The organism is Geomonas paludis (assembly GCF_014193585.1).
Taxonomy (GTDB): domain Bacteria; phylum Desulfobacterota; class Desulfuromonadia; order Geobacterales; family Geobacteraceae; genus Geomonas; species Geomonas paludis.
In genome coordinates this window covers 399829-413868 of sequence record NZ_BLXY01000002.1, presented here as the reverse complement: position 1 = coordinate 413868, position 14040 = coordinate 399829, and the positions used below count along the sequence as shown (strand labels likewise).

At 61.6% G+C, this 14040-nt stretch carries 11 protein-coding genes; all 11 read left to right on the top strand.

Features of this window, described 5'->3' with window-relative positions; all coding sequences use genetic code 11:
• Positions 1–15 precede the first annotated feature (15 nt).
• Positions 16–1311: a TolC family protein gene (locus tag H7687_RS07315; RefSeq protein ID WP_183346404.1), complete on the top strand. Its 1296-nt coding sequence runs from the start codon at positions 16–18 to the stop codon at positions 1309–1311.
• Entirely contained in the window at positions 1308–2561 is a 1254-nt protein-coding gene (locus H7687_RS07310) for an efflux RND transporter periplasmic adaptor subunit (protein WP_183346403.1), read from the top strand. Before H7687_RS07315 ends, H7687_RS07310 begins: the two co-directional genes overlap by 4 nt.
• Before the next feature lie 14 nt (positions 2562–2575).
• Entirely contained in the window at positions 2576–5716 is a 3141-nt protein-coding gene (locus H7687_RS07305; RefSeq protein WP_183346402.1) for an efflux RND transporter permease subunit, read from the top strand.
• 800 nt (positions 5717–6516) lie between these two features.
• Positions 6517–7392: a branched-chain amino acid ABC transporter permease gene (locus tag H7687_RS07300; RefSeq protein ID WP_183346401.1), complete on the top strand. Its 876-nt coding sequence runs from the start codon at positions 6517–6519 to the stop codon at positions 7390–7392.
• Between the two features lie 5 nt (positions 7393–7397).
• Positions 7398–8297 (top strand): branched-chain amino acid ABC transporter permease, encoded by a 900-nt coding sequence (locus tag H7687_RS07295; RefSeq protein ID WP_183346400.1) that lies wholly within the window; start codon positions 7398–7400, stop codon positions 8295–8297.
• Between the two features lie 34 nt (positions 8298–8331).
• Positions 8332–9105 carry an ABC transporter ATP-binding protein gene (locus tag H7687_RS07290; RefSeq protein WP_183346399.1) on the top strand — a complete coding sequence of 258 codons (774 nt, stop codon included), beginning with the start codon at positions 8332–8334 and terminating at the stop codon, positions 9103–9105.
• The gene (locus tag H7687_RS07285) at positions 9098–9799 is read left to right on the top strand and encodes an ABC transporter ATP-binding protein (RefSeq protein WP_183346398.1); all 702 of its coding nucleotides are present in this window, start codon (positions 9098–9100) and stop codon (positions 9797–9799) included. The genes H7687_RS07290 and H7687_RS07285 overlap by 8 nt, the downstream gene beginning before the upstream one ends.
• A 1-nt stretch (position 9800) precedes the next feature.
• The gene (locus H7687_RS07280) at positions 9801–10715 is read left to right on the top strand and encodes a DMT family transporter (RefSeq protein WP_183346397.1); all 915 of its coding nucleotides are present in this window, start codon (positions 9801–9803) and stop codon (positions 10713–10715) included.
• Between the two features lie 109 nt (positions 10716–10824).
• Positions 10825–11307 carry a YbaK/EbsC family protein gene (locus H7687_RS07275; protein WP_183346396.1) on the top strand — a complete coding sequence of 161 codons (483 nt, stop codon included), beginning with the start codon at positions 10825–10827 and terminating at the stop codon, positions 11305–11307.
• A gap of 321 nt (positions 11308–11628) precedes the next feature.
• Positions 11629–12996, top strand: coding sequence for a sodium-dependent transporter (locus H7687_RS07270; RefSeq protein WP_183346395.1), 1368 nt, complete (start codon positions 11629–11631; stop codon positions 12994–12996).
• Between the two features lie 127 nt (positions 12997–13123).
• Positions 13124–14035 (top strand): EamA family transporter RarD, encoded by a 912-nt coding sequence (gene rarD / locus H7687_RS07265; protein ID WP_183346394.1) that lies wholly within the window; start codon positions 13124–13126, stop codon positions 14033–14035.
• Positions 14036–14040: the final 5 nt, after the last annotated feature.

Sequence of the window (14040 nt, the reverse complement as noted above, 5' to 3'; positions counted from 1 at the left end):
TTCAGGAGGTTTTTCTTGGCAACCAACCCCTTCAGCGGCGCATGCCTAGCCGTGGCCGTCGCCTTGTCTCTATTGGCAGCCGTACCCGTATGGGCGGAGCCGCAGCCACTTTCACTGCAGCAGGCCGTGGCGGCTGCGCTCGACAACAGCCCGGAGCTCGTCTCTTTGCGCAAAGAAGCCGGTGTCTTTGACGCCGCCGCAGTACGGGCCGGGGTAATCCCCAATCCAACGCTGGAACTGGAAGCGGCCACCGGCGCGCTTACCGGCAGCAGCGACGACAGCAACGTTTCCGTTGGTATCTCGCAGGAGTTCCTGCTGGGGGACAAGCGCCTCAAGCGCCGCACCGTGGCGGAGCGTGACCTTGCAGGCTACCGCTGGCAGGTGGCGGACCGCGAGCGCGCTCTCAAGGAGCAGGTGCAGGCGGCTTACTGCGACGTGCTGCTCGCCCAGGAGCGGGTCGGACTGGCCCATCATTCCATCGATCTCAACAAGCAACTGCTGCAGGTGGCGGCGGATCGCTTGACGGCGGGAGACATCCCAGAACTTGAGATGTACCTGGTCCGGGTCGAACTGGTCCGCAGCGAGGCCAACCTGATCGAGCTGCAGCGAACCCTGCTGGACAGCAGGGCGAAACTGTTCGCGCTCATGGCCCTCCCGCCGACAGCAGCGCCGCTTTTGGGTGGGACGTTGAACCGCAATGACGTTCGCATAAAGGGGGTGGGGGACCTGAAGCAGGCTGCCATGCAGAGCCGTCCCGACCTGAAGGCGCTGCATGCAGCTATGCAGAAGAGTGACGCCGAGGTCGTGCTCGCCGAGGCGGAAGGGATTCCCAACCTTACCGCCGGCGTCGCGCTGAGCCGCGACACTTCATCCATGGAGATCGGGGGCGTCGAGGGGCGGGAAACGTCCTACACCATAGGGCTGAAACTCTCGATGCCGATCCCGGTCTTCGACCGAAATCAGGCCGGGCAGCAGGAGGCGCGGGCCAAACGCTCCAGCGCCGAGATCCGGCTACAGGGTGCGGCCGTGAGCGTGGAGCGAGAGGTAGAGAGCGCACACGCAAGCCTCGCCAATGCCGAAAAGGTGCTCTCCCTGTACCGTTCGGATATCCTGCGCCAGCTCGACGAAAACCTGAAGCTGACCCAGGAGGCCTACCGTCTCGGCGAAGTCGGCATCCTGGCGGTGATCGAGGAGCAGAAGAAGTACTTCGAGGTAAGCGACCGTTACCTCGCCGCCCTGCACGCAAGGCAGGTAGCTCTCAACGAACTGGAATCGGCGGTAGCCGCTGACATCAACGGAGGTGCGCAGTGAACAAGAAGGGAATCATCATCGGCCTCATCCTGACCATCGCGCTCGGGGGCGGTGTCGCCTACCGGCTGATCAACACTCCGGGAAGTGGCGGGCACGCCGAACATGGCGAGGCGGCACATGGCGAAGAGAAGGACGCTCACCTGGAAGAGAAGGGGGGGCACGTCGAGGGCAAGGAAGAGAAGGGACACGACGAGCATGGCGAGAAGCTCGTCAAGATGGCCGCAGAGGTGCAGAAACAAAATGGAGTGACGGTGGCTGCTGTCAAGAAAACGCAGATGCCTGGCGTTATCAGTGCGACCGGCAAAGTCGAGGCCAATGCCGACCGGATCGCGCACGTGTCGCCGCGCATTCCCGGTAAGATCGTGGCTGTAAAGGCCTCGCTTGGCGATGGCGTGGGGGCGGGGCAGGTACTGGCGATCCTGGACAGCGTGGAATTGGGCGAGGCGCTGAGCCGCTACCACCAGTCCAAGACCAGGCTGGCCCTGGCCCAGTCCAACATGGAGCGGGTAAAGGTCTTGGTGGACAAGAAGATCGCGGCCAGAAAGGAGATCCTCCAGGCGGAGACCGATTTCAAGACGGCGCAGACCGAACTGCACACCGACCAGGAACGTCTTTCACTGTACGGCGTCTCGGCAGCCGACCTGAAGGCGGATAGAAAACCGCTGCTGCCGGTGCGCGCGCCCATCGGCGGTGTCATCACCGAAAAGCATGCCATCGTCGGCGAGCTCTCCGACCCCGCCAAGAGTCTTTACACCATCGCCGACCTCTCCTCGGTATGGGTGCTGGTGGACATCCACGAGAAGGACATTGCCAAGGTGCGCCGGGGGCAGAGCGCGACCGTCTCCGTCAGCGCCTTTCCCGAGAGCAAGTTCCGCGGCCGCATCACCTACCTGGCTGACGTCGTCGACCAGGCGACCCGCACCATCAAGGCCAGGGTCGAGGTCGCCAATCCGGGCCGTAAGCTGAAGCCGGAGATGTTCGCCACCGTGGAGCTGGCTACTGCGGCGGACGCAGCGCCGGTTCTGGCCGTGCCCGAAGAGGCGGTCGTCGAACTGGAGGGGAAGAAGCTCGTCTTCGTTGCCGAGGGTGATGCCGCCTTCGAGGCGCGCAAGGTTGAATTGGGGCGGACGTCGGGCGGCCTGGTGGAAGTCGTCTCCGGCCTCAAGGAAGGGGAGCGGCTGGCGGTGAAGGGGGGCTTCGTCCTAAAATCGGAGCTGCAAAAGGGCGAAATCGAGGGGCACGACCACTAAGGAGACCAGCACCCATGCTTGAAAAAACAGTCGCATACATGCTGAAGCAGAAGGGTATGGTCATCTTCGCTGCGCTGGTGATCGTCGTCTTCGGCTTCTATTCCTATCAAAAGCTCCCCATCGACGCGTTCCCTGATGTCACCAATATCCAGGTCGAGGTGGTGAGCCATGCCGATGGGCTCTCTGCGGTGGAAATCGAGCGCAACGTCACCTATCCCATCGAGATGGCGATGCGCGGACTTCCCGATATCGAGCAGCTCCGCTCGGTGACCAAGTTCGGCCTCTCCATTGTCACCGTGGTGTTCAAAGATAACGTCGACATCTACTTCGCCCGGCAGCTGGTCTTCGAGCGGCTGGCGGAGGCCAGGGAGAAAGTCCCAAAAGGTGTCGAGGTCGCCATGGGTCCCATCGGCACCGCCATGGGTGAGATTTACCAGTACACCTTGGAAGGGAAGGTGCCCCAGAACCCGGATGAGCGGCGCGCCTACCTCACCAACCTGCGCACCCTCCAGGAGTGGGTCATCACTCCGCAGTTGAAGAGCGTCCCGGGCGTCAACGAGATCAACTCGTTCGGCGGCTACTTCAAGCAGTACCAGGTGGAGGTCTCGCCGGACAAGCTGCTCAAGTACGGGGTAACGGTGGCGGACGTGCACGACGCCATCGGCAGCAACAACAGCAACGTCGGCGGCAACGTGCTGGAGCGGGGTGCCGACCAGTACATCGTGCGCGGGGTGGGGCTCATCCAGAGTACCGGGGATATCGAGAACATCGTCCTGAAGTCGCAGGGGGGGACGCCGGTCTATCTGCGCGACGTGGCCCAGGTCAAGGTCGGCGAAGCGGTACGCATGGGCGCCGCCATCAAAGACGCCGCCGGCGAGGCGGTGGGGGGCATCGTGATGATGCTCCGTGGTGAAAACAGCCGCGACGTGGTGGCCCGGGTGGCCGCGAAAGTGAAGGAGATCAACGAGAGCAACATGCTCCCCGAGGGCGTCAAGCTCGTGCCGTACTACGACCGCAGCGACATCGTGAAGGGAAGCGTGGGGACGGTGAACAAGGCGCTCGTCGAGGGAGCCATACTGGTCCTCATTGTGCTCTACCTGCTGCTTAACAGCATCCGGGGCAGCGTCGTCGTGCTCCTGGCGCTGCCGCTGTCGCTTCTGGCCACCTTCATCGTCATGAAGCTGACCGGCATCACCGCCAACCTTATGTCCCTGGGCGGCCTGGCCATCTCGATCGGCATGATCATCGACACCACCATCATCCAGGTGGAGAACGTGCAACGCCACTTGAGCGAGGCAGGCGAACGGGAGCCGAAACTGAAGACAGTGTTGAAGGCCGTGATGGAGGTGCGCAAACCCAGCATCTTCGGGGAGCTGATCATCGCGCTCACCTTCATCCCCATCCTGACCCTGGAGGGGATCGAGGGGAAAATGTTCGGCCCCCTGGCCATCACCGTCGCCATCGCGCTCCTGGCATCGCTGCTTCTTTCCATCTTCGTCATCCCCGTGCTCTGCAGCATCATTCTCAAGCCTCAGCCTGAACAGGAGAGCCGGATCATGGTTTGGGCGAAGGGGCAGTACCTGCCGCTTTTGGAGTACGCACTCGACCGCAGGAAGGTGGTGCTCGGCATCGCAGGCGGCCTGCTGGTCTTCTCGCTGTTCCTGGTGACGAGGCTCGGCACCGAGTTCATGCCCATCATGGACGAAGGTTCCTTCGACATGGACATCGCCATGCTCCCCGGGGTTTCCCTGGCCAAGGCGCTCGAGGTGAACCAGCAGGCAACCGCGCGGCTCAAGAAGTTCGACGAGTTGGACGTGGTGGTGGGGCGCATCGGGCAGACCGGCGTCGCCCTCGACACCCGGGGACCCGACAAGACCGGGTATGTCGGTGTCTTCAAGCCCAAGGAACAATGGAAGCGTGACATCTCGAAGGAAGAGCTGACCAACGAGATGCGGGAGGCGCTGGAGACCATCCCGGGGATCAGCTTCGGCTTCAGCCAGCCGGTCCAGTGCCGCATCGACGAACTGGTGGCGGGCACCAGGGCGCAGCTCATCGTCAAACTGTTCGGCGATGACCTGGACGTGCTGCGCGACAAGTCGGCGGAAATAGCCAGGGTGCTCTCCACGGTGCGCGGCGGGACCGACCTGAACACCGAAAAGGTGTCCGGGCAGCCCTATCTCACCGTCGCCATCGACCGCGCCAGGATCGCCCGTTACGGGCTCAACATAAGCGACGTGCAGAACGTCATCGAGATCGCCGTGGCGGGGAAGGCCGCTTCCACCTTCTACGAATCCAACCGCAGCTTCGACATCAACGTCCGTCTCCCCGAGGAGAAGAGGAACTCGCTGGAGGCGATCCAGAATCTGCTGGTGTCCACGAAATCGGGGATGAACATCCCGCTGGAGCAGCTAGCCGAGGTGAAGATGGTGGAGGGGCCGGTGCAGATCAGCCGCCAGGACGGGGTGAGAAGGATCGGCATCGAGATGAACGTGAGCGGCCGGGATATCGGCAGCTTCGTAGCCGAGGCGAAACGGAAGATCAAGGACCAGGTCAAGCTCCCTTCCGGCTACTACCTCACCTGGGGGGGGCAGTTCGAGAACCAGCAGCGCGCCATGAGCAGGTTGATGATCATCGGGCCGGTGGCGGTCGCGCTGATACTGCTGCTGCTCTACGTTACCTTCCGTTCCATCAGGCTGGCCCTGCTGGTGCTCTCGAATCTTCCCTTCGCGCTCATCGGCGGCATCTTCTCGCTGTTCCTGTCCGGGCAGTACCTGTCGGTGCCGGCCTCCGTCGGCTTCATCGTCCTTTTCGGTGTCGCGGTACTGAACGGGTTGGTGCTGGTCTCGAGAATCGCGCAGTTGCGCGAGGAGGGGCTCGCTTTAGGTGAGGCGGTTCGTAAAGGAGCCGTGGACCGGTTGCGGCCGGTGCTGATGACGGCATCCATCGCCATCTTCAGCCTTATGCCGATGCTCTTTGCCGGCGGGACCGGTTCCGAGATCCAGAAGCCATTGGCCACAGTAGTCGTGGGCGGATTGATCACCTCGACGCTGTTAACTCTGTTGATTATTCCTGCAGTGTATGGGTGGTTCGAGAAGAGCAAGGCGGAGCCACCGATCTCCCTCTCCCTTGACAGGAGGGGGCAGGGGGGTGGGTGAAGCCGCAAGTCCCGAAACGATGGCCACTTCCCCCACCCCCTAACCCCCTCCCGCTAGGGGAGGGGGGACAAGTCCAAAAGGGGACAGGCACCTGCGGAGCCAGTCCCCTTTGGAAAAGTAGTGGTTAGAAAGAGTTGTCATGTAATTGTGCCGTGGACGCCTCCTCCTCCGTCCACGGCATCTTTTTTATGGCCCTTGATCTCGTTCCCAAGGTCCGCCTTGGGAACGCAAAGCCTCTCCGAAGCACAAACTTCCCTCGGATGCAAAGCTGGAGTTTTACGCCATATGGGTTCCCAAGCTGGAGCTTGGGAACCAGGAAAAGGAGCCTGCCCCCTCGCCCTCCGGGAGAGGGTGGCCGAAGGCCGGGTGAGGGCTTTCGACTTAAATCGACGCTAAACTTGATGACTTGGTCCCACAGACTACGGACCTGAGCAGAGAATTCAGCCACTGTTTTAAAACGATGAATATGAAGATATTCGGTAACGGCGCCGCGATTTGCGGGGCCGTTTTTTGCGTTAATCAAAAGTTTAAGATTGCGAAACAGTTCCAGCTGTTGTAAAGTGTCGCGCGGTCGAGGGTCAGGCCACTCATTAGAGGACCTGCTCTTGTTTTATTTTCGGTGCCTGCTCGGTTTTGCCGACTACATCATGTTTACCAATAGCTTGCTTATTTCCAAGACCTTATGGTATACATCTCAAGCTATTCCTGTGTTTTATTTTGAGAAAATTTTAACCTGAAATTCGACCACCTAGCGGGAAGCGGGTTTTTGGTCAGACAAATCCAGTCGGAAGGAAGTCGACATGTTCTTACAACAGCTAGTAAACGGCGTGGCCCTGGGGAGCGTCTACGCGCTCATCGCCCTCGGCTACACCATGGTCTACGGGATCATCACCCTGATCAACTTCGCCCACGGCGAGATCTTCATGGCGGGCGCCTTCATCGGCCTGCTGCTGGTCTCCGCCTTCAAGGTGAACGTGTTCGTCGCCATGGCAGGTGCCATGGTCTTCTGCATGCTCATGGGCGTGATCATCGAACTGATCGCCTACCGCCCGCTGAGGAAGTCCTCCCGCCTTTCCGCGCTCATCTCCGCGATCGGCGTTTCCATCTTCCTCTCCTCGCTGGCGCTCATGGTGTTCGGCGCCGACGCCAAGGGTTTCCCCGACGGTGCTTTCCCGGTGCGGCAGATCAAGGTGGGGACCGCTGACATCTCCACCCTGCAGCTCCTCATCATCGGCGTCTCGGCAGTCCTCATGATGGCCCTCGAGTTCATCGTCCAGAAGACCAAGATCGGCAAGGCGATGCGCGCCACCTCCGAGGATTACAACACCTCCGCCCTGATGGGGATCAACGTGAACCGCGTCATCTCCTTCACCTTCGCCCTTGGCTCCGCGCTCGCGGCGGCCGGCGGCGTGCTGGTCGGCGTCCTCTTCAACGCGGTCTCCTTCAACATGGGCCTCATGGCCGGCTTGAAGGCCTTCGCCGCCGCGGTCCTGGGCGGGATCGGCTCCATCCCCGGCGCCATGCTGGGCGGCCTGCTCCTGGGCGTCTCCGAGGTCTTCGGCGTCGCCATCGGCTACTCGTCCTACCGGGACGCCATCGCCTTCACCATCCTGGTGCTGGTGCTCCTCGTCAAACCGACCGGTCTCCTCGGCCAAAAAATTACAAAGAAGGTATAGATTCGATGGCAGACTTCCTGAACAGCTTGGTCGGCTCTGTCGACCCGTACATGTTGCAGATCCTCGTCAACGTCGGCATCGCTGTCGTGCTGGCGCTGGGGCTTAACGTCATCACCGGCCTGACCGGCCAGCTCTCCCTGGGGCACGCCGCGTTCATGAGCATCGGCGCCTTCACCAGCGCCATGGTGACCATCAAGACCGGTCTTCCCTTCGTCGCCAACCTCGCCGTCACCGGCGTGGTCACCGCCATCGTGGCGGCTGCCATCGGCTTCCCGATCCTGAGGCTCACCGGCGACTACCTGGCCATCTGCACCCTCGGCTTCGCGGAGATCGTCAAGGTCTTCTTCCTCAACTTCGAGCCGACCAACAAGGCGCTCGGCCTCACCGTACCGCCGGCCAAGACCGCCATCCCCATGCCGATCTACGTCTGGGTGGTTGCCATCCTGGCCATCGTCCTGGTCACCTTCGTGCAGAGCTCCCGTTTCGGGCGCGCGCTGAAGGCGATCCGCGAGGACGAGATCGCGGCCGACGCCATGGGCATCAACACGGCGCGGTACAAGATCCAGGCCTTCGCGCTGGGCTCCTTCATGGCCGGCATCGGCGGCGGGCTCTACGCGCACTTCCTGAGCTACATCAACCCCTCCGACTTCGGCTTCCTGAAATCGGTCGACATCCTGGCCATGGTGGTCCTGGGTGGCCTGGGGAGCGTCCCCGGCGCCGTGATCGGCTCCTCGGTGCTCGCCTCGGCGCCCGAGTTCCTGCGCTTCATGTCCCAGTACCGCATGCTGGTGTACGGCGCGCTGCTGGTGTTCCTGATGGTGTTCCGCCCCAACGGGCTCCTGGGGGGCGTCAACGTCACCGAACTTTTGCTGCGCGCAATTGGCAGGAAGCCGGCAGGGAAGTAACTTACTCAAATAACTCACGAAACGAGAGTAACGCATGTCTATTCTTAAACTCGATAACGTCACCATCCGCTTCGGCGGCCTGGTCGCCGTAGACAAGGTAAACCTCGAGGTCGAGAAGGGGAGCATCATGGCCCTGATCGGGCCCAACGGTGCCGGCAAGAGCACCATGTTCAACCTGATCACCGGCATCTACACCCCGACCGAGGGGCAGATCTCCTTCATGGGGGAGAGCATCTCCGGAAAGCCTGCCTTCAAGATCGCCGGTTCCGGCATCGGCAGGACCTTCCAGAACATAAGGCTCTTCACCCAGTTGACCGTGCTCGAGAACGTCCTGATCGGCGCCCATACCCAGGGCTCCTTCGACCTGACCGGCGCCGCCCTCAAGTTCCTCCCCTGGGTCCGCAAAGAGGAGAAGGAACTGACCGAACTGGCCATGTCCTGCCTGAAGCAGGTGGACCTGACCCACAAGGCGTACGAACTGGCGGGGAACCTTCCCTACGGTGAGCAGCGCCGCCTCGAGATCGCCCGCGCCCTTGCCATCAAGCCGCAGATCATCCTGCTGGACGAACCGGCCGCCGGCATGAACCCGCAGGAGAAGCAGGTTCTGGCCGAGATGGTGAAGGCCATCAGCGCCACCGGCGTCACGGTGTTCCTGGTCGAGCACGACATGAAGTTCGTCATGGGGATCTCGCACCGCATCGCCGTCCTCGACTACGGGGTCAAGATCGCCGAGGGCACGCCCGAGGAGATCAGGAAGAACCCGAAGGTCATCGAGGCGTACCTCGGCAAAGGAGCAGCGGATGCTTAAGGTAGAGAATGTCAGCGTGAACTACGGCGCCATCAAGGCGCTGCAAAACGTTTCCTTCCAGATCAACCAGGGTGAGATCGTGGCCCTCATCGGCGCCAACGGCGCCGGCAAGACCACCATCCTGAATACCATCTCCAACATCGTTCCGTCGGTCGGCGGCAAGATCACCTACCTCGACAAGGAGATCACCAAGCTTCCGCCCCACGAGATCGTCAAGCTGGGCATCTCCCAGGTCCCCGAGGGGCGCCGCGTCTTCGCCAAGATGAGCGTGCTCGAGAATCTCGAGATGGGCGCCTACACGAGAAGCGACAACGAGGTCGCCTCCGACATGGAGAAGATCTTCCAGCGTTTCCCGCGCCTGAACGAGCGTAAGAAGCAGCCCGCCAAGACCCTCTCCGGCGGCGAGCAGCAGATGCTGGCCATGGGCCGGGCGCTCATGTCCCGCCCGAAACTGCTCCTTCTGGACGAGCCCTCCATGGGCCTCGCCCCGATGCTGGTCGAGCAGATCTTCCAGATCATCCAGGAGATCAACGCCAGCGGCACCACCATCCTCCTGGTAGAGCAGAACGCCAACATGGCGCTCTCCATCGCCCACCGCGCCTACGTCCTCGAGACCGGCGAGGTGGTGCTGCAGGGCGACGCCAAGGAACTCGCGTCCAACCCCGAAGTGAGAAAGGCTTACCTGGGAGAGTAGGGTGTCTGACACCACAACCAAACCTTGGATCAACCCCTACCTGGCCATCCTGGTAGGGGTTTTTGCTGTCTCCTTCTCCTCCATCCTGGTGAGGGTTTGCACGGCTCCCCCCTTGGTGATAGCGGCCTACCGGCTCATTTTCACCTTCTGTTTCCTCGCGCCCTTCACGCTTTGGGGCGGCGCGCCCGCTCTGCGCGGCATGACCGCGCGCCAGGTTGGCCTCTCCGCCGCCAGTGGCGTCTTCCTGGCGCTGCACTTCGTCACCTGGTTCATCTCGCTCAAGTACACCTCCATCGCCAGTTCCGTGGTGCTGGTCACCACCCAGCCGCTCTTCGTCGTGCTCGGCTCCTGGATCTTCTTCAAGGAGCGCGTGCCGCGCAAGGCGCTCTACGGCTGCTTCCTCGCCTTCGTGGGGAGCGTCGTGATCGGCGCCACCGATTTTCAGGTGGGAGAGAAGGCATTCATCGGCGACCTGCTGGCGCTCTTCGCCGCCGTGATGGTCTCGGGATACCTCCTGATCGGCAGGAGACTGCGCCACGGCCTGCCGCTTACCGGCTACACCTTCGTGACCTACGGCGCCAGCGCGATTACGTTGAGTGCGGCGACTGCCGTCGGCGGCGTGCCGTTTCACCCGTACCCCGGGCAGGACTGGCTCATCTTCGTGGCGCTGGCGCTTGTTTGCACCATCCTCGGGCACACCGTCTTCAACTGGGTGCTGCGCTACGTGCAGGCGTCCGTCGTGTCGGTGAGCATTTTGGGGGAGCCGTTGGGGGCGATCCTGTGGGCGGCCGTGTTCCTGGGTGAGAACCCGACGCCGAGGCAGGTGGTGGGGGGATCGATCATCTTCGCCGGACTGTACCTCTTCACCAGGGTAACGGCCAAAACCGATAAACCATTAGCCACGGAGAAAATCTGAGAAAATCGGAGAAAACCTTTAAACGGGTTAAGGCCTTTCTCAGATGTCCTCAGATTTCCTCCGTGGCCAACGGTTTTTATTCTATGACTTTCTCAGGAGGAAGGCAGGAATGGATTCAGCATTGAGTGCAAGCGCGAAAAGGGTACAGGACGCACTGAAAGGTTTCGGTATCGATTGCCGGGTCAAGGAGTTCGGCGAGAGCACCCGCACCGCGGTGGACGCAGCCAACGCGGTAGGCTGCGAAGTGGGGCAGATCGTCAAGTCGCTGGTGTTCCGTGGCAAGGAGAGCGGCAAGGCCGTCTTCGTCGTGGCAAGCGGCGCCAACATGGTGAACGAGAAGGTTCTGGCGAGTCTCACCGGCGAGAAGATCGAGCGGGCCACGCCGGACTTTGTGCGCGAGCAGACCGGCTACGCCATCGGCGGGGTTTCGCCGGTCGGCCACCCGGCGCCGCTCACCACCTTCATCGACGAGGACCTGCTCGGCTACACGGAGTTGTGGGCCGCCGCCGGCACCCCCAACGCCGTCTTCGCGCTGACTCCGGAGCAACTCTGCCACATCACCTCCGGGCAGGTTGCCGCACTGAAAAAATAAGGATGAGGGGGACTGGCTCCGCCAGGTGCCTGTCCCCTTTACTTGGGAAGTTGGCTGAGCTGAAAGGAGCGTTCCGCTAAAGGGACAGGCACCTAACAAAGCCAGTCCCTTCTGCCAGTAGGGGCGCATAATCATTCGCCCTATCTTACCCTCGCCCTCCGGGAGAGGGTGGCCGCAGGCCGGGTGAGGGCGGTGGCACCAGCAACAAAGCAGCCCTTACCCCGACCCTCTCCCAGGGGGAGAGGGAGGAATTTAAACCAAGCAGTCGCGGCAATGCTGCCGCTAATTACCAGGAAGAGAGCAAAGGACACAGGCAACAACATGCAAAACGTAAAAGTAACCAAGGCACGGGACAGTTTCACATCGGGTTTAGGAGTCATCGCCGCGACGCTCGGTTCGGCGGTAGGCTTGGGCAACATCTGGAAATTCCCCGCGCTGACCGGCCTGAACGGCGGGGCCGCATTCATCATCGTCTACCTGCTCTCGACCCTCATGGCCGGCCTCGTGGTCATGGTTGCCGAACTCACGCTGGGCCGCCGCTCCAAGTCCGACGCGCTCACCACCTTCAAGGTGCTGCACCCCAAGAACGAAAGCTGGGCCCTCATCGGCGCGGCCGGCGTCCTCTCCGCCTTCCTGATCCTTGCCTTCTACACGGAGGTGGCCGGGTGGGTCTTCGCCTACATCTTCAAGGCCGCTTCCGGCAGCGTCCTCTCCGCCGACCCAAAGGTCACCTCGGCGGGCTTCGAGAAACTGATCACCGATCCGGTGCAGTCCGTGTTCTGGCAGTGCCTGGTGCTCGTCTTCGTGGGCGCCATCATCATCGCCGGCGTTTCCAAAGGCATCGAGAAAACCACCAAGCGCCTCATGCCGGTACTGTTCCTGATCCTGGTCATGATCGGCGTCAGAAGCCTGATGCTTCCCGGCGCCGCGGCCGGTCTTGAATTCCTGTTCCGTCCGGACTTCTCCAAGGTGACCGGGGCCGTCGTCCTTACCGCCATGGGACTCGCCTTCTTCAAACTCTCCGTCGGTATGGGCACCATGATCACCTACGGCAGCTACTTCCGCGATGATCAGAACATCCCGATGACCGCGCTGCGCGTCATGCTCGCCGACCTGACCGTTTCCATCCTGGCCGGCATCGCGATCTTTCCGGCCGTGTTTACCTACGGCTTCAAGCCGGAAGCTGGCCCGTCGCTGCTCTTCATCACCATCCCGGCCGTCTTCTCCCAGATGCCGTTCGGTAACGTCTTCGTCGTGCTCTTCTTCGTGCTGGGCGCCATCGCCGCTACCGGCGCGATGCTTTCCATCCTGGAAGTCCCGGTTGCCTACCTGCACCAGCGCTTCGGCATGTCCCGTTTCATCTCCACCGTGCTGACCGTGGTTCTCTTGGCCCTGATCGGCTCGACCGCCGCGCTTTCCAATAGCACGCTGGCCGGCTTCAAGCTCTTCGGCATGACCATGTTCGACCTCTACGACTTCGTGACCTCCAACTTCCTGATGCCGGTGGGCGGTCTGTTCATTTGTCTCTTCGTCGGATGGGTATGGGGCGAGGAGAAGGTGAGGGCGGCACTCTCCAACGACGGACAGTTGAGAAACGGTGCCATCATCAGTATCTTTTTGTTCCTGGTGAAGTACGTGGCGCCCGTCACCATCACCGTCATCCTGCTGCGCGGGCTTAAAGTTATTTAGTCGCCGAAGCTAAGCTCCCTCCCCCGGAGGGGGAGGGCTGGGGAGGGGGAAGGGGCGTCTCTTGTCCAATCCTTCCCCCCCTCCCGACCTCCCCCCCTCCGGGGGGAGGAGAAATGGACCTACTCGAATGAGCACTACCACCGAACATACCGAGCTCACCGCTGCACAAAAAAGCCGCCAGGGCGTCATCTACGGACTGGCGGCTTACCTTTGCTGGGGATTCTTCCCGGTCTACTTCAAGAGCGTCAAGGTCGTCCCGCCCCTGGAGATGGTCTCGCACCGGATCGTATGGTCGCTTGCCTTCCTGGTACTGCTCCTCACCTGGAAGGGCGTCTGGCCGGCCACCATCGAGGTTCTGAAACGGCCGAAGGCACTCGCCGTCCTTTTCGTTACCACTATTCTCATCGCTACCAACTGGCTGGTCTTCATCTACGCCATCAGCGTCGGCGAGGTGTTGCAGTCGAGCCTGGGCTACTTCATCAATCCGCTGGTCAACGTGCTGCTCGGTTTCTTGTTCCTGCGCGAGCGGTTGGAGCGCCCGCAGTGGATCAGTCTCGCGCTTGCCTTCACCGGCGTCCTCTATCTCGCCATTCAATACGGCAACGTACCTTGGATCTCGCTACTCCTTGCGCTCTCCTTCGGGCTTTACGCGTTGATCCGCAAGGTGCTGCACGTCGAACCGCTGGTCGGGCTTACCGTCGAAACCCTGCTCCTGATGCCGTTTGCGCTCTTCTACCTGGTGCAGTTGAACCAGAAGGGAACCGGCATCTTCCTCACCCACGGTATTGCGTTGGACGTGCTGATCCCGATGTCGGGCATAGTGACCGCCATCCCCTTACTGCTGTTCGCCGCCGCAGGAAAGAAGCTGCGTCTGGCAACGATCGGCTTTTTGCAGTACATCACCCCCACCATGCACTTCCTGCTGGCCATCACCCTCTTCGGTGAGACCTTCACCCACACCCACTTGATCAGCTTCCTGTTCATCTGGGCCGGGTTGGCACTTTACTCCCTTCATGCCTATCGCTCCCTAAGAGCGTAAGGAAG